This window comes from Rahnella sp. PAMC25559, assembly GCF_050632365.1.
Lineage (GTDB): Bacteria > Pseudomonadota > Gammaproteobacteria > Enterobacterales > Enterobacteriaceae > Rahnella > Rahnella rivi.
Genome location: NZ_CP192543.1, coordinates 1,496,373 through 1,518,196, shown reverse-complemented (window position 1 = coordinate 1,518,196; position 21,824 = coordinate 1,496,373). Strand labels below are relative to the sequence as shown.

At 54.4% G+C, this 21,824-nt stretch carries 17 protein-coding genes; 6 read left to right on the top strand and 11 right to left on the bottom strand.

From position 1 onward, the window contains the following. Positions 1-6: 6 nt before the first annotated feature. The gene (gpmB, locus tag ACQZQY_RS08345) at positions 7-654 is read right to left on the bottom strand and encodes a 2,3-diphosphoglycerate-dependent phosphoglycerate mutase GpmB (protein ID WP_056776725.1); all 648 of its coding nucleotides are present in this window, start codon (positions 652-654) and stop codon (positions 7-9) included. 51 nt (positions 655-705) lie between these two features. Between gpmB and yjjX the strand changes: the two genes are divergently transcribed. After that, positions 706-1,239, top strand: coding sequence for an inosine/xanthosine triphosphatase (yjjX, locus tag ACQZQY_RS08340; RefSeq protein ID WP_056776720.1), 534 nt, complete (start codon positions 706-708; stop codon positions 1,237-1,239). Positions 1,240-1,261: 22 nt separating this feature from the next. Here the strand turns inward: yjjX and trpR are convergent, their stop codons facing one another. Beyond that, the gene (gene trpR, locus ACQZQY_RS08335; RefSeq protein WP_056776717.1) at positions 1,262-1,612 is read right to left on the bottom strand and encodes a trp operon repressor; all 351 of its coding nucleotides are present in this window, start codon (positions 1,610-1,612) and stop codon (positions 1,262-1,264) included. A gap of 55 nt (positions 1,613-1,667) precedes the next feature. Further along, positions 1,668-3,596 (bottom strand): murein transglycosylase, encoded by a 1,929-nt coding sequence (gene sltY / locus ACQZQY_RS08330; RefSeq protein ID WP_221298172.1) that lies wholly within the window; start codon positions 3,594-3,596, stop codon positions 1,668-1,670. A gap of 636 nt (positions 3,597-4,232) precedes the next feature. Between sltY and ACQZQY_RS08325 the strand changes: the two genes are divergently transcribed. The 3 genes from ACQZQY_RS08325 to ettA all read left to right on the top strand — a co-directional run bounded on the left by ACQZQY_RS08325 (position 4,233) and on the right by ettA (position 9,859). Continuing rightward, positions 4,233-6,971, top strand: coding sequence for a cation-transporting P-type ATPase (locus ACQZQY_RS08325; protein ID WP_431296924.1), 2,739 nt, complete (start codon positions 4,233-4,235; stop codon positions 6,969-6,971). Between the two features lie 321 nt (positions 6,972-7,292). Then, positions 7,293-7,973, top strand: coding sequence for a transcriptional regulator RcsA (gene rcsA, locus ACQZQY_RS08320; RefSeq protein ID WP_056776706.1), 681 nt, complete (start codon positions 7,293-7,295; stop codon positions 7,971-7,973). 218 nt (positions 7,974-8,191) lie between these two features. Continuing rightward, positions 8,192-9,859, top strand: a complete 1,668-nt coding sequence (gene ettA / locus ACQZQY_RS08315) for an energy-dependent translational throttle protein EttA (protein WP_072158104.1) — start codon at positions 8,192-8,194, stop codon at positions 9,857-9,859. Positions 9,860-9,923: 64 nt separating this feature from the next. Here the strand turns inward: ettA and ACQZQY_RS08310 are convergent, their stop codons facing one another. Then, positions 9,924-10,832 carry a LysR family transcriptional regulator gene (locus ACQZQY_RS08310; protein ID WP_056776699.1) on the bottom strand — a complete coding sequence of 303 codons (909 nt, stop codon included), beginning with the start codon at positions 10,830-10,832 and terminating at the stop codon, positions 9,924-9,926. 108 nt (positions 10,833-10,940) lie between these two features. Between ACQZQY_RS08310 and ACQZQY_RS08305 the strand changes: the two genes are divergently transcribed. After that, the gene (locus ACQZQY_RS08305) at positions 10,941-11,942 is read left to right on the top strand and encodes a zinc-binding alcohol dehydrogenase family protein (protein WP_431296923.1); all 1,002 of its coding nucleotides are present in this window, start codon (positions 10,941-10,943) and stop codon (positions 11,940-11,942) included. A gap of 81 nt (positions 11,943-12,023) precedes the next feature. On the opposite strand, the gene ACQZQY_RS08300 is transcribed toward ACQZQY_RS08305, so the two are convergent. From ACQZQY_RS08300 to serB, 5 genes are all read right to left on the bottom strand, one after another. Continuing rightward, positions 12,024-12,881, bottom strand: a complete 858-nt coding sequence (locus ACQZQY_RS08300; RefSeq protein ID WP_431296922.1) for a DUF2950 domain-containing protein — start codon at positions 12,879-12,881, stop codon at positions 12,024-12,026. A gap of 16 nt (positions 12,882-12,897) precedes the next feature. Beyond that, on the bottom strand, positions 12,898-14,445 hold the full coding sequence (locus tag ACQZQY_RS08295) for a DUF3300 domain-containing protein (protein ID WP_431296921.1): 1,548 nt from the start codon (positions 14,443-14,445) through the stop codon (positions 12,898-12,900). 374 nt (positions 14,446-14,819) lie between these two features. Next, the gene (nadR, locus tag ACQZQY_RS08290) at positions 14,820-16,079 is read right to left on the bottom strand and encodes a multifunctional transcriptional regulator/nicotinamide-nucleotide adenylyltransferase/ribosylnicotinamide kinase NadR (protein ID WP_056776684.1); all 1,260 of its coding nucleotides are present in this window, start codon (positions 16,077-16,079) and stop codon (positions 14,820-14,822) included. A 72-nt stretch (positions 16,080-16,151) separates the two neighbouring features. After that, positions 16,152-17,534, bottom strand: coding sequence for a DNA repair protein RadA (gene radA / locus ACQZQY_RS08285; protein WP_056776681.1), 1,383 nt, complete (start codon positions 17,532-17,534; stop codon positions 16,152-16,154). A gap of 100 nt (positions 17,535-17,634) precedes the next feature. Next, positions 17,635-18,600, bottom strand: coding sequence for a phosphoserine phosphatase (gene serB / locus ACQZQY_RS08280; RefSeq protein WP_431296920.1), 966 nt, complete (start codon positions 18,598-18,600; stop codon positions 17,635-17,637). 144 nt (positions 18,601-18,744) lie between these two features. On the opposite strand from serB, the gene ACQZQY_RS08275 reads away from it, so the two are divergent. Then, positions 18,745-19,536, top strand: a complete 792-nt coding sequence (locus ACQZQY_RS08275; protein ID WP_421670579.1) for a YtjB family periplasmic protein — start codon at positions 18,745-18,747, stop codon at positions 19,534-19,536. 1 nt (position 19,537) lies between these two features. Here ACQZQY_RS08275 and yjjJ read toward each other — a convergent pair whose 3' ends face one another. Continuing rightward, on the bottom strand, positions 19,538-20,884 hold the full coding sequence (gene yjjJ / locus ACQZQY_RS08270) for a type II toxin-antitoxin system HipA family toxin YjjJ (RefSeq protein ID WP_431296919.1): 1,347 nt from the start codon (positions 20,882-20,884) through the stop codon (positions 19,538-19,540). Between the two features lie 173 nt (positions 20,885-21,057). Next, positions 21,058-21,777: a purine-nucleoside phosphorylase gene (gene deoD / locus ACQZQY_RS08265; protein ID WP_013577098.1), complete on the bottom strand. Its 720-nt coding sequence runs from the start codon at positions 21,775-21,777 to the stop codon at positions 21,058-21,060. Positions 21,778-21,824: the final 47 nt, after the last annotated feature.

The window sequence follows — 21,824 nt, the reverse complement described above, 5'->3', positions numbered from 1 at the left end:
CTGGCGTTAGCGTTGTAATTCGTCCAAAGCGGGCTGATCCAGATGTGAGATATCGCCCGCTGTTTCCACTATCCAGCCACTCGCCAGCCAGGCGCTTTCCTGATGATCGACTCGCGACAGCGAGCAGTTACGCAACCGCAGACGACGCTCAGCATAAGCAGGCAACCCCAGGATCGTACTGATCAGACTGCCCAGCGCAATGCCGTGGCTGACCAGCAGAGGCTTGCTGCCCGCAGGCAGATCCAGACAGCTGTCGAGCGCGGCGCGCATCCGGGTTGCCAGTTCGGTCATGGTTTCGCCTTGTGGAATACGCCCTTCCGGCGAACCGTCCACCATCTGCTTACGCCAGATTTCTTCCTGTTCCGTCAGACCATCGAGAATACGCTCTTCGAGTACGCCCATATGCAACTCCCGCAGGCGCGGTTCGTTGATCACTTCACAGCCACAGGCATCAGCGATAATCTGTGCGGTGTGACGGGTACGCCCCAAATCACTGGTGATAACGTGAGTGATGCCTTCGTTGCGCACACGCTCCGCCACCTGACGGGCCTGAAAAAGACCTTTTTCCGTCAGCGGGCTGTCTGACTGCCCCTGAATACGGCGCGCTGCGTTCCATTCTGTTTCGCCATGACGGACGAGATATACCTGTAACATGAGTGTTTTCCGTTATACTGCGTGAAATTTGCTAAAGGATGCTAAAACTCTATGTACCATGTTGTCGCTGCAACCACTAACCCGGCAAAGATCAAAGCTATCGCCATGGCTTTTGAAGATATTTTCGGCGCTGAGGCATTCCGCATCGAAGGTGTTGACGTCGACAGTGGTGTGCCCAATCAGCCCATCGGCAGCAATGAAACCCGCACCGGAGCGCGTCATCGCGTGATCGGCGCACGTCAGGTTCGCCCGGAAGCTGACTTCTGGGTCGGCGTGGAAGCCGGTATCGAAGACAATATGACGTTCGCCTGGATGGTGATTGAGAACATGCACCAGCGCGGTGAATCCCGCTCAGCCAGCCTGATGTTACCTGAAATCATTTTACAGGGAATCAACCAGGGCAGTGAACTGGGGGATGAGATGGAAAAACTGACGGGTATCGCAGAAGTGAAACGCAAAGGCGGTGCCATTGGCGTGTTTACAGCAGGGAAACTGACCCGCACCAGTGTTTACCATCAGGCGCTGGTACTGGCCTTAGCGCCCTTCCATAATGCGGTTTATCAGATAAGATCGCTGACACATTAATTTTACGATCAAAACGGACGCATCAGTCGTCCGTTTTGTCTGCCGAAGATCCTTCTGTCAACAGTTGCTCTCCCAGCCATGCCTTCAGCGGTGCCGGCGCATTCTTCAGGCCGTTGGAACCGCGCGTAATCGTGGCGATCCCCGCACCTAACTGACTCTTCAGCTCCCGCTGGCTCATCTCCCCGCGCATCAGCTCCTGAATAATCCGCACCCGTGTGCCGAGCGCCGCACGTTCGTCGGGCGTCAGCAGCAGTTGCAAGAGATCCTGATGCAGATTTTCAGCAAAAGATTGCTGTAGCAGTGCCAGAAAGCACTGCCAGTCCTCATTGCCTTGTTGGGAAAGAGCAGGGTCATTGAGCGGTCGTTGAGTCATGTTTGGCTGCCATACTATTGAACTAGTACGGCAGTTTAACATAGACCACCGGCGATCAGTAACGCCTCTGCCATTCGGCATCCGTCAATATTTTGGCGGGTTGATGTAAAAAATAGCGATAAAACGCATCATATGCCAACACATTTTTAACATATCGGCGTGTTTCAGAGAACGGGATGCTTTCGACAAAGGCGACAGAATCGACCCTGCCCGCACTGTTGCCAAGCCAGGTATTCACACGCGAAGGCCCGGCGTTGTAAGCAGCGCTCGCAAGAATACGGTTGCGGCCAAACATCTGATAGACGTATTCCAGATAGCTGGTACCGATGGTGATATTCATCTGCGGATCCAGCAACTGCGCCGGATTGCTGTAACCCTGCAAACTGAACATATCCACCGTGTGCTGCGCAGTGGCAGGCATGACCTGCATCAGACCCGCCGCGCCAACCGGCGAACGGGCTTTAGGATTCCACGCACTTTCCTGACGCGCAATCGCCATCGCATAACTTTGCGTGATGCCTTTATCATTGGTCGCACGGCGGAATTCATCCGGCCACGCCAGCGGGAATCGCTCTTCCAGATAATCCCACAGCTTGCCGGTGATGGTCGCCTGTACGCTCAGATCCGGCCATTTTTGCTCGAAAGCGTAACGTGCCAGCGCCGACTGCTGAGTTTCACTGCGGCTGCTCACCAGATAGCTCCACTCGGTGCGCGCCAGATTATCCATCTGCCAGTACATCAGCTCGCGAACGCGCGCCACTTCCGGCAATTTGCCAATGCTGGCATCCGGTCTGGCGGCAACGGAAATCTGCATCGGATACGCGACATTCAGCTTCTGAGCCGCGGCCATCGGATAGAAACCACGCCCTTTCATCAAGGTGCGCAGCATCGCCTCGCCCTGCGTTTTCTGCCCCTTGTCGATCATCACTGAGGCACGCCAGTACTGCCATTCGTCTTCTTGCAGCGCGTCCTGCGGCAAACGTTCCAGCCACTGGCTTAAGCCCTGACGGTCGCCGGCGGCCAGCGCCATACGGATGCGACGTTCCACCAGCGTGGTGGAATGGCTGCGCAGAATCACGTTATCGCGCCATGCCGCCTGTTCGGAGGTGACATCGCTGCCCATGTAGCGCCAGGCGACAGCCTCTTCCAGTTCAAGACGATCGCTGTCGCTCATCTTCTGCAACCGTGCCAGCACCGGGATCATCGAACGCGCATTTTCTGAATCATCGCGCGCAATACGGGCGAACGTAATGCTGGTCGCGTTACGGGTGAAATCGGTCGGCCCTACGCTGCGTGCAAAGCTTTCAATCGTGTTGGGATTGTTTTGCAGCGCCAGCAGCGCATCGCGCATGGTCTGATAATCCGGTGGCAACTGTTTCGCCAGGAAGTTAACCAGGTTGGTATTCCCGGCCTTCATCGCCAGACCGATACGCTGCAATGTGGTCAGCGCGGTTTGATTCCCGGCGCCCTGCCACACGTTGAACAGTTTATCGCAGGTGTTCGGCAATGAAGTGCCGGTCAGCCAGATGTCTTTGGCGCCGTCGAAGGCCGTTTTCTGATCGCCGGTCGCCCATTTTGCATAATAGTAGTTACAGCGGGCAGCGACGGGCTTCGGTGGCTGCGGGCTGAAAGAAAGCAGGCTGTTCCAGTCCTGACGGCGCGCCAGCTCGTTGACGAAACGAGAAGGCAACGAGCGCGCAGGCGGTAATGTCGGGTTCGCTTTCACAAAAGCGTTGATCTGGGCAGGCGTCGCCTCGCCAAGATCCTGCGTCAGCTGACGGTATTCGAGGTAGGGATAAAGCGGATAATCTTCCAGCGTTGGCATCAGTTGACTGACGACATCCATCTGGTTGCTGTCCCATGCCTGTTTAATCTGCATGTAATGCTGACGCTGTGCGTCGAGGGAATCTGCTTTCGCCACGCCCGAAACCGTCACCAGCAACATGCTCATTGCCAGCGAGTGCCATCTGTCCACCTTGACCATACTTACCTTTATCCTCGCGGGTTGTGTTTCTTGCTGCGCAGACTGCACAGGAATTGCCCTGCAGACGCTCTGAAATTCTTGCCGGAACCGTTATGCGTTATTCAGACCTCGCCTACGCTAATCGATTCATTTTTAAAATTGAAGTAATGCCGCCGCGACATCACAAACTTTACACAGTGTGGTGCAAGCAGTGCGCGGTTACCAGACGTGGCCGGACGTTTTTACTTCACACCTTTACTTCACGCGAGGTAATACCCGCATTATTAATGAGTGAATAACAATATTCTTAGGATTATTCATGATAATAGATAGCTTCCTTACTATCACATAAATAATAAGCCCATAACAAAGCTGAGATATATTTACGCTAATTTACATTGATATTTAATTCCTAAACGATTGTTAAATGAAAATGCATTAATACGGATAATCTTAAAATTTATATTTACTTGTTTTTACTGAAAAAAAATATTAAAAGCGAACGTAACAAAGTATTTCTTAACTCAGATCAAAAACCTTAAATACGATTAAATTATCATCTCACTCATATTGTAAAAGCGGTCTTAATATTCTCCGCCATTACATCGGTGAATTAATTAATCAGCGACACTCCTTTACTCGCTTACGGAAAACATTATGAACCATTCATCTAGTGCAGTAAAAACGAATGCCAGCCCTTCTTCTTCAGCACCGCCAGATAACAAAACCTGGTATCAGCTGAGCGGTAAAGAAGCCATGTTGCGTCTGGGTACCGGTGAAAATGGTCTGAACCCGCTGGATGCGACCGAACGTCTGAAAGAATACGGGCCGAATGCATTACCTGAAAAACAAACCAATAGCGCGCTGATGCGTTTTCTGGCGCACTTCAATGATGTTCTGATTTATATCCTGCTGGCGGCTGCGGTGGTGACCGGCACGATGGGCCACTGGGTCGATACCTTTGTGATCCTCGGCGTGGCGGTTGTCAACGCGATGATTGGCTTTTTGCAGGAAAACAGCGCAGAGAAGTCACTGAAAAGTATTCAGAATATGCTCTCAAGCCAGGCCGTCGTGCTGCGCGACGGACAGGTGCAAACCATCAATGCCGACCAGCTTGTGCCCGGTGATATCGTGCAGCTGCGTCCCGGCGACAAAATTCCGGCTGACCTGCGCATTATCAGCGCCCATAACCTGCAGGTCGAAGAAGCGATCCTCACCGGTGAATCCACCGTTGTGACCAAAAATGCCCATGTGATCGATGGCGAAGTGATGATTGGCGATCGCCACAATCTGCTGTTCTCCGGCACGATGATCAGCGGCGGTACCGCGTCCGGTGTGGTTTATGCCACCGGTAAAGACACCGAACTCGGCCACATCAATCAGATGATGTCGGCGATTAAGCCGCAGCGTACGCCGCTGTTGCAGCAAATCGACAAACTGGGCAAAGGCATTTTCGCCCTGATTTTACTGATGATGGCGTTCCTGTTCGTCTTCGCTTTCATCCTGCGTGATATGCCACTCGGCGAGCTGCTGTTGTCGCTGATTAGCCTGGCTGTCGCCTCGGTGCCGGAAGGTTTACCGGCCATTATCTCGATTATTCTCTCCCTGGGCGTTCAGTCGATGGCGCGTAATCACGCCATTATCCGTAAGCTGCCGACTGTCGAAACCCTGGGTTCCATGACCGTGATCTGCTCGGATAAAACCGGCACGCTCACCATGAATGAAATGACCGTCAAGGCCGTCATCCTGGCAGACCGCGTCTATAACGTCGAAGGCGAAAGCTACCAGCCGAAAGGCCGCATCGTTGACGCGCAAACGCACAAACAGGTCGATGTGATCAACACGCCGGTGCTCAATACCTTCATCACCGCCGTGGATCTGTGTAACGACAGCCAGCTGATGCAGGACGATAAAGGCCACTGGGGCATCACCGGCGGGCCCACGTCCGGCGCCCTGAAAGTGCTGGCAGCCAAATCGAATCTGAACACCGGCAAGGTCGAGCCACTGGATAAAATTCCGTTCGATTCCAAACACAAATACATGTCTACCCTGCAACGCATTGACGGCAAAACGCAGCTGTTCCTGACCGGCGCACCGGATGTTCTGTTCTCGCTGGCTAAATTTGAGCTGACTGAAAACGGCATCACCCCTTTCCGCCGCGCATACTGGGAAGAAGAAATGGCGCGCTATGCCCGTCAGGGTCTGCGCATGGTCGCAGCGGCGTTTAAAGATGAGCCAGAGATCAACGGCGATTTGGATCATGATGATTTGCAGGACGGTCTGGTCTTCGCCGGTATTGCCGGGATGATGGATCCACCGCGTCCCGAAGCGATTGACGCCATTGCCCAGTGCCAGCAGGCCGGGATCCGCGTGAAAATGATCACCGGTGACCACCAGGAAACGGCGATGGCTATCGGTAAAATGCTTGGCATCGGTAACAGCGGCGACTCCATCACCGGCTACCAGCTGGAGCACATGGATGACACCGAGCTGGCGATTGCCGCCAGTCAGTACGATATTTTCGCCCGAACCAGCCCTGAGCATAAGCTGCGTCTGGTAAAAGCGTTACAGGATACCGGTGAAGTGGTGGGCATGACCGGCGATGGCGTGAACGATGCGCCCGCGCTGAAACAAGCCGACGTCGGCATCGCGATGGGCATCAAAGGGACTGAAGTCACCAAAGAAGCGGCTGACATGGTGCTTACCGATGACAACTTTGCGACGATTGCCAGTGCGGTGAAAGAAGGGCGTCGGGTATACGACAACCTCAAGAAAACCATTCTGTTTATTTTACCGACTAACCTCGCGCAGGGGCTGCTGATCATCCTGGCGATTTTGGCCGGCGCGGTTATTCCGCTCACCCCGGTGCAGATCTTATGGATGAACATGGCCACCTCGACCACGCTCTCTTTCGGTCTGGCCTTCGAGCCCGCGGAGAAAGGCATGATGCGTCGCGCACCGCGCGCACCGGGTCAGCACGTTCTCGACCTGTACTCTGTCTGGCGTATCGCGTTCGTGGGGATTCTGATCGCCTGCAGCGCCTTTATCCTCGAAGCCTGGATGCAGCCGCGTGGCTACAGCAGCGATCTTATCCGCACCGTGCTGTTGCAGACGCTGGTCACCGCGCAGTGGGTGTACATGTTTAACTGCCGCGTCATGGACCGTTTCCCGCTGACCCGCGAAGTGTTCGTCAACAAAGGTCTGTGGATTGTCTCCGGCGTATTACTGGTGTTGCAGCTGGCGCTGATTTACCTGCCGGTGATGAACAACCTGTTCGGCACCGTGCCAATGCCACTGAAATTCTGGGGAATTACGCTGGTGGTCGGTGCGATGATCTTCATTATCGTCGAAATCGAAAAATGGCTGGTTAACCGCTACATCCGCAAAAAAGTCTGACCTTACTGCAACCTGCCGGGCTATATTCTGTAGCCCGGTTTTTTTGTCATAAAAGTAACATATTCAAATAATTCAGCCTCACCGGCGCTCATTTCGTCTCAAATTTCACACAATACATCCCAAAGCCCGTACAACTGATTTACATCAACCCGCCCCCGACTTATTACTCTGCCCAAGGGTATTCCCGGCGCACAGCCATTTCAGCTTCCCCGCTCACCGGCGATTTTCCGGACACTACCCGATAGATCCTCAGCAGTTTCATAAAAACGAGCTCTTTCTGCGCAAGCAGAACCACATGGAGCCAAAAATAGGTAACTCACGATGTCATCGCTCATTGTAGATAAGTGCTTTTACACACAGCTGGCATTGCAGTCACTTTTGCAACTCAACGGACAACATCAGAAAGACATTCTTTCGCTAAAGGACATTACTGAGCTGCAAACTGCCTGCAAGTCTCTGACGCCTGAAATCATCTTTGTAAATGAAGACTGCTTTATGTCGGATGTGCAGGCGGGCCTGGCGTTAAAAGCCGTGATCAACGCCCATCCCGGCACGCTGTTTTTTGTGTTTATTTCCAAAGATAACCTGAATTACCAGAACTATGTCCCGATCCGCCACAACGTCATCATTGTGTCGAAATCCATCCGCACGACCACTATCTATCAGCTTATCGCCCACAACCTGCAAATCTCACGCGCGATAGAAATCGGGGTGCCGTTAGATCTCACTCCGGTCAGCCTGAGCCGCACCGAGTTCAGCATTCTGAAAATGTGGATGTCAGGGCTGGATACGCTGAACATTTCACAGCATCTGAATATCAAACAAAAAACCGTCGCATCGCACAAAGGCAATATTAAGCGCAAGGTCAAAACACACAACAAACAGGCGATTTATCATGTGGTTAAACTCACAGACATTCTGACTTCCGGTATGTTTGTTGGCCGCCCTCACCCTCTGCGCCCCGCCAGTGAATCCGGAGAAATCGCCCTGACTGCCGGTTAAATACTGACTGCCTGACACTGCGCCAGCAACATTCTCGTCTTACTGTGAAGCTGATGGTTGGGAACACGACTGAAACACGCTAAACTTGCCGGTCGGAACCCTTATCAGTCATGCCGCAGTCAGGCGGGGCTGGCTTAATTCGCCGCAGCGCCCGTTGGATCAACCTGTTCTGATCCGGCACACACGCACGGCCCGCAGAGAAAGAGGCTCAAAACAACGTGGCTCAATACGTATATTCCATGCATCGCCTCGGCAAAGTTGTTCCGCCGAAGCGTCATATTCTTAAGAACATCTCCCTGAGTTTCTTCCCTGGCGCCAAAATCGGTGTTCTGGGTCTGAACGGTTCAGGTAAATCCACGCTGCTGCGCATCATGGCCGGTATCGATACCGACATCGAAGGTGAAGCACGCCCGCAACCCGACCTGAAAATCGGCTATCTGCCGCAGGAACCGCAACTGAACATGGAACACACCGTGCGTGAGTCCGTGGAAGAAGCCGTTTCTGAAGTCGTTGGCGCGTTAAAACGCCTTGATGAGGTGTACACGCTGTACGCCGATCCGGAGGCTGATTTCGATAAACTGGCCGCCGAACAAGGTCGTCTGGAAGAGATCATTCAGGCGCATGACGGCCACAACCTGAACAGCCAGCTGGAACGCGCCGCCGATGCGCTGCGTCTGGCCGACTGGGATGCTAAAGTCGCTACCCTGTCCGGGGGTGAACGTCGCCGTGTGGCATTGTGCCGCCTGCTTCTGGAAAAACCAGACATGCTGCTGCTCGACGAACCGACCAACCACCTGGATGCAGAATCCGTGGCCTGGCTGGAACGCTTCCTGCACGACTTCGAAGGCACCGTTGTGGCGATCACGCATGACCGTTACTTCCTCGATAACGTTGCCGGATGGATCCTTGAGCTTGACCGTGGTGAAGGTATTCCGTGGGAAGGTAACTACTCCAGCTGGCTGGAACAGAAAGATGAACGTCTGGCGCAGGAAGCCTCTTCTGAAGCCGCTCGTCGTAAATCTATCGAGAAAGAGCTGGAATGGGTACGTCAGGGCGCGAAAGGCCGTCAGTCTAAGGGCAAGGCCCGTCTGGCACGCTTTGAAGAGCTGAACAGTACCGAATACCAGAAACGTAACGAAACCAACGAACTGTTTATTCCACCGGGTCCGCGCCTGGGCGATAAAGTCGTTGAAGTGAAAAACCTGAGCAAATCATACGGCGATCGCGTTCTGATCGACGATTTGTCCTTCACCGTGCCGAAAGGCGCGATCGTCGGGATCATCGGTCCGAACGGCGCGGGTAAATCCACGCTGTTCCGCATGATGTCGGGTCAGGAACAACCGAACGGCGGCACGATTGAGCTGGGCGATACCGTGAAACTGGCCTCCGTGGATCAGTTCCGTGATTCCATGGACAACAGCAAAACCGTGTGGGAAGAAGTCTCCGGCGGTCAGGACATCATGCGTATCGGCACCACCGAAATGCCAAGCCGTGCCTACGTGGGCCGCTTCAACTTCAAAGGTGTTGATCAGGGCAAACGCGTCGGCGAACTGTCCGGCGGTGAGCGTGGTCGTCTGCATCTGGCTAAACTGCTGCAGGTTGGCGGTAACATGTTGCTGCTCGATGAACCGACCAACGATCTCGACATTGAAACCCTGCGCGCACTGGAAAACGCCTTGCTGGAGTTCCCGGGCTGCGCCATGGTCATTTCCCATGACCGCTGGTTCCTTGACCGTATCGCGACCCACATCCTCGATTATCAGGATGAAGGTAAAGTCGAATTCTTCGAAGGTAACTTCACCGAATACGAAGAATATAAAAAACGTACGTTGGGTGCCGAAGCGTTAGAGCCGAAGCGCATCAAATACAAGAAAATCATCAAGTAATCTTTTTACTGATGTCTCTGAGGCCCGGAAACGGGCCTTTTTTTATGCCATCAATCCACTGCCCCTATCCCGCCAGCGCCTCACTGTAACTCTTTGCAAAACCGTATTCTTCCAGCATGAACTCAATAAAACAGGCCAGCGCCGGTGAATTCAGTTTTCGCCCCGGATAGACCAGATACAAATCATTTCCTTCGGCTTCCCACGCCGGCAGCACGCGCACCAGCGTGCCTTCCGCCACTTCGCTGTGACATAAAAACGCCGGTAACAGGGTGATGCCTGCGCCAGCCAGCGCGCACTCCCGCGCATACAGCAAATTGTCGGTGGTATGTGCCGAGGGCAGTAACCAGCGGTGATAGGTATCGCCGCGATGTAGCACCCATTCCGACCAGGCGCGGTGGGCGATGCAATGATGCGCTGCCAGCTGCTGCGGCGACTCCAGCGCAGGATGCCGGGCAAGGTACGCCGGAGACGCCAGCAGATAGCGCGGACAATGTCCCAGTTCACGGCCAATCAGTGAGGAGTCCTGCGGTTTGCCGGTGCGCAGCGCAATGTCGAACCCTTCCTGCACCAGATCGACCATCGCATCGGATACCGACACTTCCAGCGACACATCCGGATAACGTTTCTGGAATTCGACGTTCATGCGCGCCAGCAACGTCGCGCCAAGACCTGCCGGGCTGGTGATGCGCAATCGCCCGCTCGGGTTATCACGCAAACGGCGGATCGCCAGTTCCGCCCTTTCGCTGGCCTGCATCATTTCCTGACAGTGGATCAGATAGCGTTCCCCGGCGAAGGTCAGATTCAGCTGGCGCGTGGTGCGGTTGAGCAACCGCAGGCCGACGGATTTCTCCAGCTGGCTGATGCGCTGGCTGACGCTGGATTTCGGCAAACCGGCACGTTTGGCTGCCTGAGTGAAACTGCCGCATTCCGCCACCAGCGCGAACAGCGCCATGTCCTGCAATTGTTTAAACATGATTGTTCACCTGAGACGAACACGTTGTTAGTTATTGTCCATCTTATCAGCTTGCCGCATCAGGGCTAGACTGTCTGTATACCCGAAGCAATAAATGGAGAAATTCAGATGTCCGTAAAAGCAATCGCAGTGAACCCGCAGGATCCGGCCCGTTTCATCGCCGTCGAATTACCGCAACCCGTCGCAAAAGATCACGACCTGCTGGTGGAAGTGAAAGCCGTGTCGATCAATCCGGTCGATACCAAAGTGCATAAGGGCGTGCAAAAAAGCGGTCTGGACGCGCCAAAAGTGCTGGGCTGGGATGCCAGCGGCATTGTGAAAGCCGTCGGCAGCGCGGTGAAAAACATCAATGTCGGTGATGAAGTCTGGTACGCCGGGGACATCACCCGCTCAGGCAGCAACGCGACTGAACAGCTGATCGACTCACGTATTGTTTCCGTCAAACCGAAAAGCCTGAACTGGGCCGAAGCCGCCGCCATGCCTCTGACCGCGCTGACCGCGTGGGAAGCGCTGTTCGAACATCTCAACATTCAGAATGCCTCCGAAGACAAAACGCTGCTGATCATCGGTGGTGCTGGCGGTGTCGGATCGCTGGCGATCCCGTTCGCGTCACTGCGCAGCAAAGTGAAAGTCATTGCCACCGCCTCGCGTGCCGAGTCGGCCAAATGGTGTCTGGATCGCGGTGCGGATCTGACCGTGAATTACAAAGATCTGAAAGGTGAACTGGCGAAACACGGTATCAAACAGGTGGATTTCATTCTTTGCCTGAATGATACCGACGGACACTGGGCGTCGATTTCCGATCTGATCGCGCCGATGGGCCACATCTGTACCATCGTCGAAAATGAACACCCGCTGGACATGAACACGCTGAAGCTGAAAAGCGCCGCCCTGCACTGGGAACTGATGTACACCCGCAGCATGTTCAACACCCCGGATATCGCGCAACAGGGCGAAATCCTGAAGCAGGTCGCCGCACTGGTTGATGAAGGGAAAGTGCAGACCACATTGAGCGATACGCTTCACGGGCTGAGCGTTGAGAGTATCGAAGCGGCGCATGCGAAAGTGCTGGATGGACACATGCAGGGGAAAGTGGTCGTCGCGTTTTAAACCGGCCCTTCTGAAATACCAAAAGCCGTCACCTCTGTGACGGCTTTCTTATTTGGGCGTATATTCGCGAAACGCTGGCGGCTATTCTCCGTCGTCGACCTTCTGCCATCTGGCATCGGGATCAAACGCGACTATCGCCCGCGCCGCGGCATCAGTGTCTGCCCCTAAATCCTGCTGATACACCTCGCCCTGCTGATTAATTATAAAACTGGTGATACCGGTATGCCCGTAACTCACCGGCCAGGCGATCAGCGCGAAACCTTTCGTCATCTTACCATTGTCGATATAACTGTAAGCCCCGCCGCTGGCGCTGGCACCCTGCGCGGTAAGAATACGGAAATAATAACCATGGTAGTCAGACCCCGGCTGTTCGCCCCCAAAGGCAGGGCCGAGCGGGCTGGGTGCTTCGCCCTCTTTTACCGGCCAGTACAAACCATCGTGCTGCCCGTCCGTGCTGATAAACCGTTGGGCATACTGCCCGGCGCTCTGCTGGAACGCGTGCTGCGCATCGGCATAAGCCGCGACGGCCTGAAGGGTGGAAAGCTCGTTGCGCCCGATGGTCCGCGTTGCAATTTCAGCCGCACCGGCCACCATATCGAAGGACCAGCCCTGAGCCGTTTGCTTTATCGGTATCGGCAACTGCCAGCTTTCCGTGCCGACGTTCAGATGGGCCACGTCGCCCTGTTTCACCATCGTATGGCTGACTTCCCAGTCGCGCAGGAATCGGGCGACTTCTTCAGGATCGACATCTTTTTGCGGCAGATAGCGCTGCCAGTCATCACCCAGAAGTTGCTTCAGAGCGGCATCATCGTGTCTGCTCACAGCATCAACCAGTGCCTCAGCAGCCTGCTCCGGCTGCGGAAAAGATTGCTGAGCGAAGACGCAAAGAGGGAGCATCAGAGCACCGGCAGAAATCAGAAGACGGCTACATATTTTCATTACCTTTCCTCAAAAGTTAGCGCCGCTGAAAATGATGGGTTTCCGCACCGGCAGATCGCTCAGGCAGGGAGTCACGCATCTGGTGACGGCTTCTGTCACCGCGCGCCTGTTGTTGCTGCCACGACGGCCCGCGGCTGGAATTCCCGCTGAAGGCTGAACTGTGCGTCATGGCCCCCCCCTGACGCAGATTCCCGCTGCGCTGAGACAGCGGCTGTTGGCCGGAAAACGCCGGATGAGAGGGCGAGTTATGCTGCGGCAACTGGCGGCCGGAAATATGATGGCTGTCGGAGGCGACACCTTGTCTTGCTGGCGGCACCGAACGGGGTGATGCGTGCGTTTGCCCGGACGTAAATCCCGGACGGCTATTCATTACCGACGCCGCCTGCTGACGACGTTGATCCAGCGGCTGATTTTGCACGCCGCCGTTGTTACGCCCCACCGCATTGCCGTCAAAACCACGGTAATTATTACGTTGTGCGGCATTATTCAGCGCACGGTTCTGCGTGGCCCCGCTCAGGTTTGCCGTGCGATGTGGCACGCCATTATTGAAAGCGGCATTATGCTGCCAGCCCGCGGTGGCTGGTGAACCCGGATGATTCACCACATTGTTGTTATTGCCGGATATGCGGTTGTAATTATTAACGTTAACGTTGACGTAATTATTCGGCGAACCGCCATGGTGGCCGTCGTCGTGGTGATCATCATGGTGGTCGTCGTGATGATCGTCATCCCAGTCGATGCTGCCGAAAATGGCATAGGTCGCGGCCACACCCACTCCGAATCCGACCCCGGAAACCACACCGTTCACGAACTGCTGGCCCGGCGGTGGCGGCAGATAGACCGGCGGATAAGCCGGTGTCGGCCATGCGCCATACACCACATTCGGGTTGTAGCTCGGCACGTAAACCACTTGCGGATCAGCAGATTCGATAATGATGGTTTGTTGCGCCGGTGCGCTTTTCACCACGGTAGTTCCGCTGGCTGATGCGGCAGGTTTTACCGTGACTTTCTGCTGCGGCGTGCTTTTCAGCGCCCCGCTCTTTTGCGCCACCTGACGAAATTTCTGCACGGTGTCCATCACGTCGGCCGGTTGCGCCAGAAATGCGTCACCGAGATTTTGCACCCACGCGGGATCTTCACCCATCAGCGCCAGCAATTGCGGAAACGCCACCAGCGATTTCACACTCGGATCCCAGGGTTCATTCGCCACCTGAGTGACGGCGGCGTCGCCCTGACTTTGCGGATGGTCGCGTGACCATTGCACCGCCTGAATGACGTTGGTGGGATAAGTGGAGGCCATCAAAACCTGTGAAAGCAGGCTGTCAGGATAAAGCGCCACGGGGGCGACCCACTGGTCAAGCTGGGCCTGAGTAAAGGCCGCAGGAGCGGGGGCCGGAACAGCAGCAGTTACGGGTTGTGCGACAGGGGCGGACGGCGCCGGAACCGTGGTATCGGCCTGACTGCTGACCGGAAGCCAGCCTTGCATAAACATCACGCTGGCGAGCGCAAACGCGCCTGCGCTGCACAATACTGCGATACCCCAGGGCTTGAATGATAAATTCATTCGGATCACCTTAAAAAGCCTCTGCCGGAATGAGAGGCACAATGAATGAGTATAATCGGACAAATAAAACTCAACGGCCGTCACTGTATTTTTATTCATGGAGGGGACTTACGCATAAAATGCGTATTCAATGAGGGCAAAAATGATTTGCGTTCAATCATTTGAATTCACTCAGGATTTACTTTTCCCCTGTTACAAATTGAATGATTAAAAAAATAACCCGCTGTAATTAAATGACTTTATTGATAATTATAAAATATATAAATTAACCAAAGCATTCATGAAAAGAATGTTTATAGGAATAAGCGCCATAAAAAATGCCTGTCCGGCAGAACAGGCATTTTCATTTTTCAGGACAAGGGCTGATGAAGGATTCAGGAACCGGCAGGCTGATTTAACCGGCTGGTATCCGCCGCCAGCATGTTCTGTACCAGTTCAATACATTCCAGAAAACGCTGATCATAATCTGACGATTCGACGTGAACGTAATCCACATTGTTTTGTTTCAGCATATCGATAAGCAGATTTTGAAAAGACATACGGTCTGTCGTACTGCCCAGACTGCGCAGGCCATCAGCGACCCACGGCGTATTATTTTCCAGCAGGATCACCAGATCGAATTTGTATTCGTCCATCAGCGCCTGCACAAACGGGTGTTCGCGGCCTTCGTACTTTACACAAAACGCCTGCGTGGTCAGAAAATCGGTATCAATAAACGCGACCTTGTTGGCATATTTCACCGCGAAATCGATGTACTGCGCCTGGCCGAGCGCGATTTTGTCGTAATCAGAATATTGCAGCGCCATCTCGTCACCACCAAGGTGGGAGAAAACATAGTCGCGGCCATATTCCCAGGCGCTGGTGGTATTGAAGATATTGGCTAACTTATTGACCAGCGTAGATTTTCCACTGGATTCACCGCCCAGCACCGCCACGGTGCGCACGAAGAATGGCTTCACTTCCGTCGGAATATAATCCCAGTAGCGGAACGGATCCTGACGGATCTGGCGGCCACTGATATTCATAAATGAACGTTTCGGGTCGATCAGCACCGTTTCAATACCGAGGTGCTCACGGTACTGCGGCGCATCCCCTTCTTCGCTGGAATAAATGGTATTGGGTTCAATGCCTTTCTGGCTCATGAACTCCTTGATACCGCGCCCCCAGACATCCCAGCCGTGCGGATACGGCTCCATCCCCTCTTCATTAAAGGCATGAATATGAATGTTTTTTTGATATTTGAAGGTCTGAAGCAACCAGCGCAGCCGATCGCTGACCGTCGGTTGCTGAGACATCGAACTGTTCTCAAACAGCTCGCGATCGCGCGGCTCATCAAAGCCCATGATGATGTGCAGTTCGTCGACCTGACTACAGGCTCGCTGGATCAGATAAATATGGCCGGTGTGCAGCGGATAAAACTTGCCGAACACCACGCCGATATTCTTTTCGCGACGGGGAAACTCAAGGTCAAGGAAGCGGTGCAGCGCCTCCAGCTTTTGCGCGCTGGGGCTTTTTATCTTTGCATTCAATAGCTGGCTGAGATAACCCTTGGTCATCCCGCTCGCTTCGGCCACCTGCTGTAAGGTGCGTCCCTGTTGCTTGATGGCGGTTTTAAGATAATCGAACTGAGACATACCCTGTCCTTATGTTTTTTTTACTAAACAAAAAATAGCACAAAGCCGGACAGGATTCACACTCAAAAACCGTTACAAATCGTCGAGGATCGCCAGCGCGTCGGCCAGTTTTTTGACCCCAAACACCTGCATTCCGGCTGGCACTTTTTTCGGCACATTCGCGTGCGGAACAATAGCGCGTTTGAACCCGTGCTTTGCCGCTTCGGTAATGCGTTCCTGGCCGCTCGGCACCGGACGAATTTCTCCCGCCAGGCCGACTTCGCCAAACACCACCAAATCATGCGGCAAAGGACGATCGCGCAGGCTCGACACCAGCGAAAGCAGCAGCGCCAGATCGGCACTGGTTTCAGTCACTTTTACCCCACCGACCACGTTCACGAAAACGTCCTGATCGGCCATCTGCAAACCGCCGTGACGGTGCAGGACGGCCAGCAAAATGGCCAGACGGTTCTGCTCCAGCCCTACCGCCACGCGACGCGGATTGCCCATCATCGAATGATCGACCAGCGCCTGCACTTCCACCAGCAGCGGCCGGGTGCCTTCCCACAGCACCATAACGGAGCTGCCGGAGGTAATTTCATCGCCACGGCTGAGGAAGATCGCCGAAGGGTTACTGACTTCGCGCAAACCCTGTTCGGTCATGGCAAAAACACCGAGCTCATTCACTGCACCGAAGCGGTTTTTGTGGCTGCGCAAGGTTCGGAAACGCGAATCCGCATCGCCGTCGAGCAGCACGGAACAGTCGATACAGTGCTCAAGCACTTTCGGGCCAGCCAGTGAGCCGTCTTTGGTTACGTGCCCCACCATCACGATCGCCACCCCGCGCGTTTTAGCAAAGCGGGTCAGATACGCCGCCGTTTCACGCACCTGCGCCACGGTGCCGGGCGACGACTGGATATCCGCCATGTGCATCACCTGAATGGAGTCGATCACCATCAGCTTCGGCTTTTCGACATCCGCAATTTCACAAATTTGCTCAATGCTGGTTTCCGACAACATGTTCATATTCGCCGTCGGTAAACCCAGGCGGTGCGCGCGCATCGCCACCTGTTGCAGGGATTCCTCACCGGTAACGTACAGGGTTTTCATGTTTTCGCTGAGGTGACACAAAATTTGCAGCAACAGCGTACTTTTACCGGCGCCGGGGTTACCGCCAATCAGAATCGCACTGCCCGGCACCACACCGCCGCCCAGCACGCGGTCGAACTCTTTAAAACCGGTGCTGAAACGCGGAAGTTCGTCGAGGCTGATGTCCGAAAGTTTCTGCACGCGGCTGACGCCCGCATCGCCTGCGTAGCCGGTCAGGCGCTCGTTGCGCGCCACGGTCGGAGAAGCCGCCAAACGGATTTCAGTAATGCTGTTCCAGGCCTGACAGGCACTACACTGCCCTTGCCAGCGCGGATAATCTGCGCCACATTCATTACACACAAATGCACGTTTTGCTGCTTTTGCCACAACTGACCTCTTCAATTAAATAATGAATACTCATCCCGATACGCTTACCTGAGTAAGATTCGGGTGAGTGATCTCATGCATCCTGAAATATGACGGGTATTCAGGATTGACTGCCGCTGAGAATACACAGCACGCCAAGCAAATCCGCATGACGGATGCACACTGCCGCCTGTTCGTAGACTTTCGGTTTAGCGTGATAGGCAATCCCCATGCCCGCGACGGCCATCATTTTCAGATCGTTGGCGCCGTCGCCAATGGCAATGGTTTGTTCGTGAGGAATTTCCAGTTTCTCGGCCAGTTTCAGCAGAGTGTCGGCTTTATATTGCGCATCGACAATCGGGCCAATCACGCGGCCTGTCAGCTTGCCGTCACGAATTTCCAGCTCGTTCGCCGCCACATCCACCAGGTTCAGGCGGTCACGCAGATATTCCGCATAATAGGTAAAACCGCCGGACGCGATGGCTACGTGCCAGCCCGCTTCCTGTAAACGCTGCACCATGACCGTCAGGCCCGGCATCAGCGGCAACGTGTCACGCACCTGTTGCAGAATGCTGGCATCTGCATCCCTGAGCGTGGCGACGCGCTGACGCAGGCTGGCCGAGAAATCCAGCTCGCCGCGCATGGCGCGTTCAGTCACTTCAGACACCTGCTCACCGACGCCCGCCAGTTTGGCAATTTCGTCGATGCATTCAATCTCTATCGCGGTAGAATCCATGTCCATGACCAGCAGCCCCGGCACGCGCAGGTAAGGCACTTTGCCCAGCTGAGTCACATCAAATTCGAAGGATTCCGCCAGTTTCTGCACGTCAGCGGTGAGTGAACCGGCCAGGCGCACCACGTGATAACCTTCCACCGCCCACGCGCTGACAATCACTAACGCGCGGCCTAACTGACGCTGGAACTGCGTAATGCTGATTTTATCGAGTTTTCTACCGTAGAGGAGCCACCCGGTTTGTCCCGCCCGGTAATCCAGCGGCATCACTTCATCACCGCTCAATGAAAGGGGAAGTCCCGGCCATTGGTGGATCTCCGCAGGAAGATCGCAATAGGTCAGACTGTTTGGCATGATTACTCCGGTAGATTATTAAAAAATAAGTGACTAAAACGGTAGAAAAAGGCAGAGATGCCGCCGATAAAACGACGCATCAAGCTACCTTATCGCCAGCGCTTCTGGCAACATTAAACTCATCGAAAAACGCAAGGAAACGGAATGGCAAAGGCCAAACTCAAATTTCGCCTGCACCGCGCTGCTATCGTATTGATTAGCCTGGCGTTGTTAGTCATTCTTATGCAAGGCGCGTCCTATTTCAGCCTCGGGCATCAGCTCGCCCGATCCACGCAGGTCGAGCAACTGGCACAAACGCTGGCCAAACAGGTGGCGTTTTCCCTCGCGCCGCTGATGGATAGCGACAATGATGGCGCGGATATCGCGCAGATTTCCACTATTTTGAGTCAGCTTACCGATGAAAGTCGCATTCTCGACGCCAGCGTTTACGAATCCGACGGCACTCTGGTGGCACATGCCGGTGAACAGGTACCGGTTCGCGACCGCTTGTCACTGGATGGCAAACGCGCGGGCAGCTACTTCAATCATCAGATTGTGGTGCCGATAGAAGATAAGAACGGGCCGAGCGGCTTTTTACGCATCACGCTGGATACGCACGTACTGGCTACGGAGTCCAAACAGGTGGATAACACCACCAATCTGCTGCGTCTGATGATGCTCGCCGCGCTGGGTGTCGGCATCATTCTCGCCCGCACGCTGTTGCAGGGCCGCCGTTCGCGCTGGCAACAGTCTCCGTTCCTGCTGACGGCCAGTAAACCGGTGAAAGAAGATGATGAACCGGAAGAAGAAACCCCCGAAGAGTTCGGCCCGCCGCCGACGCTGAACCTCACCGAACCCGACGCCGGGGTGGCCCCGGCCAGACCCGCGACCGAAGCGCAAACCAAAGAAGCCGCACAGGCCGCTTACCGCAGCCTGAAACGCAGCAAACCAAAGTGATTCAGGCCAGCCGCTGAACAGGCCCAGTTAACCCTTCCACCTGCGCCAGCATTTCGCTGGCCAGTTGACGAAACTCAAGACTGATGGCGGCATCGTTTTGCACTTTCCGCCAGAATTCCTGTGCCCATGCCAGCGCATTCAACCACTTCGCTTTCGACACCAGAGGGTCGAGCGTTAACGGCGCGGCTTCACGACGCATAGCACCGGCATTTGTCGGCGCAAAAGCCATCGGTAACATGTCATACACCGGCGACATCGTAAGAGATTGTTTTAAAGGATCAATGGCAGGATCGAGAAATGACAGATTTCCCTGATGCATATCGCTGTTGGCAATCAGCTTGCCGAAGGCATAAATTTGCTCAATTTTCTCCAGCGTCGGGGCGGTAATAATCTTGTTCCTGCGTAACTGCTGTGCGGTCGCAAACCAGTTGCTGTTGCCGCCGCCAAATTCTGCCGAAACGGCTTCAAGCGATACCATCCCGCAGCGCCCGCGCACACCTTTCCGGTCAAACCGTTCAACCTCAAGGAAGACCTCGCCGTGTCTTCCGGTAAAGATTTCAGCCGTCGCAGCCGGGATCCCCACGTTTTGCAGTACCTGTAATGCGTGGGCTTCCGCACGCAGCAAATCCCCCCAGCGGCGGGCATTTTCATTGGCTGGTGCAGGGGAGAATTTTACTAAAACCCGGGAGGCTTCCCGATCGGTATGTTCTGCGTAGCAGCTGAATTTAGGCTGCTCGCCACCCGCAGATGAGCCGACCTCCTCTCCGGCCAGACTTCTCTGCGCCAGATTTTCATAGGCCTGAATTTTGTCTTCACAAGAAACGGGAATATCGTCCTGCTTATGAAACCATCTCTGATAAGCGGTTTCTCCGATGATAAAGTTCCCGACCGTGTCATCGCCCGCTCTTGCCAGCGCCACCAGCGTCTGAGATTCGGTCCACTTTTTAATGTCATCAGGAAAATGCAGTGCGGCGTTAATATCACGCCCCCACGCCCGGCCTAAAAAACCCTGGGGCCGCATATCGGTGATAAACCACGGCAGGCCATCAAAAGTGAGCGACTGACCGCTGACCGTCTCCACCGCGTAACTTTCACCCGGCCAGATTGAATACAAGGTGCCGGCATTCCCGGCATTCCCGGCCTCATTAATCTGGTACAACGGGAAGCGCCACTGGTTATCCAGCGGACGCGGCAGAATGTAGCGGGTCGAGCGGCTTTGCCCGATTTTGACAATTTCAGGTGTTTTAGTCAGCCGTCTGGAAAGCGTTGACTGATTGATGTGCAGGCGTTCTGTGATCTCTTTCGCCGTCAGGCTGCCCTGACGCAGTAAATCCACAAGTTCAGACATGAGCAGCTCAGTAATGAATAGAAAAGTGCATAGCTAATAGCATAGATATAAAATTAAAATAAATCGATAAATCCTGATGATATAAATTCAGAGAAGCAAAAAACCATCCTAAAGCGCATAGCAAAACGGGCACCTTTCGGTGCCCGTTTTTGGTTCTGCAGGATGTGCAGTATTTATTCTTTATCGCCCAGCAGAACAGATTCCAGCGCGATTTCAATCATGTCGTTGAAGGTCGTCTGACGTTCAGCGGCAGTGGTCTGTTCGTGCGTACGGATATGGTCGGAAACGGTACAGATGGTCAGCGCTTTTGCACCGAATTCTGCTGCCACGCCGTAGATACCGGCGGCTTCCATTTCCACACCCAGAATGCCGTATTTTTCCATCACGTCGAACATTTGCGGGTCTGGCGTGTAGAACAGGTCTGCGGAGAAGATGTTACCGACGCGTGCGTTGATGCCTTTGGCTTTCGCAGCATCCGCGGCGTTGCGCACCATGTCGTAATCGGCGATAGCCGCGTAGTCATGGTCTTTAAAACGCATACGGTTCACTTTGGAATCGGTACAGGCACCCATGCCGATAACGATGTCACGCAGTTTGATGTCGGCACGCACAGCGCCACAAGAACCCACGCGAATGATTTTCTTCACGCCGAATTCCGTGATCAGCTCTTTGGCATAAATAGAGCACGAAGGAATGCCCATGCCGTGGCCCATCACGGAGATTTTGCGGCCTTTGTAAGTGCCGGTGAAACCCAACATGCCACGCACGTCGTTCACCTGCTTAACGTCCTGAAGGAAAGTTTCCGCGATGTGCTTGGCGCGCAGCGGATCCCCAGGCATCAGCACTACGTCAGCGAAGTCGCCCATTTCAGCATTAATGTGTGGAGTTGCCATCTTCTTATTCCTTTTCAGCGAGGTGTCATATTCATCATAAAAACGCG

Excerpts from the sequence above, each read along its gene's own strand:
- gpmB (WP_056776725.1), bottom strand. The coding sequence starts at position 654 with ATGTTACAGGTATATCTCGTCCGTCATGGCGAAACAGAATGGAACGCA.
- yjjX (WP_056776720.1), top strand. The coding sequence starts at position 706 with ATGTACCATGTTGTCGCTGCAACCACTAACCCGGCAAAGATCAAAGCT.
- trpR (WP_056776717.1), bottom strand. The coding sequence starts at position 1,612 with ATGACTCAACGACCGCTCAATGACCCTGCTCTTTCCCAACAAGGCAAT.
- sltY (WP_221298172.1), bottom strand. The coding sequence starts at position 3,596 with ATGGTCAAGGTGGACAGATGGCACTCGCTGGCAATGAGCATGTTGCTG.
- ACQZQY_RS08325 (WP_431296924.1), top strand. The coding sequence starts at position 4,233 with ATGAACCATTCATCTAGTGCAGTAAAAACGAATGCCAGCCCTTCTTCT.
- rcsA (WP_056776706.1), top strand. The coding sequence starts at position 7,293 with ATGTCATCGCTCATTGTAGATAAGTGCTTTTACACACAGCTGGCATTG.
- ACQZQY_RS08310 (WP_056776699.1), bottom strand. The coding sequence starts at position 10,832 with ATGTTTAAACAATTGCAGGACATGGCGCTGTTCGCGCTGGTGGCGGAA.
- ACQZQY_RS08305 (WP_431296923.1), top strand. The coding sequence starts at position 10,941 with ATGTCCGTAAAAGCAATCGCAGTGAACCCGCAGGATCCGGCCCGTTTC.
- ACQZQY_RS08300 (WP_431296922.1), bottom strand. The coding sequence starts at position 12,881 with ATGAAAATATGTAGCCGTCTTCTGATTTCTGCCGGTGCTCTGATGCTC.
- ACQZQY_RS08295 (WP_431296921.1), bottom strand. The coding sequence starts at position 14,445 with ATGAATTTATCATTCAAGCCCTGGGGTATCGCAGTATTGTGCAGCGCA.
- nadR (WP_056776684.1), bottom strand. The coding sequence starts at position 16,079 with ATGTCTCAGTTCGATTATCTTAAAACCGCCATCAAGCAACAGGGACGC.
- serB (WP_431296920.1), bottom strand. The coding sequence starts at position 18,600 with ATGCCAAACAGTCTGACCTATTGCGATCTTCCTGCGGAGATCCACCAA.
- ACQZQY_RS08275 (WP_421670579.1), top strand. The coding sequence starts at position 18,745 with ATGGCAAAGGCCAAACTCAAATTTCGCCTGCACCGCGCTGCTATCGTA.
- yjjJ (WP_431296919.1), bottom strand. The coding sequence starts at position 20,884 with ATGTCTGAACTTGTGGATTTACTGCGTCAGGGCAGCCTGACGGCGAAA.
- deoD (WP_013577098.1), bottom strand. The coding sequence starts at position 21,777 with ATGGCAACTCCACACATTAATGCTGAAATGGGCGACTTCGCTGACGTA.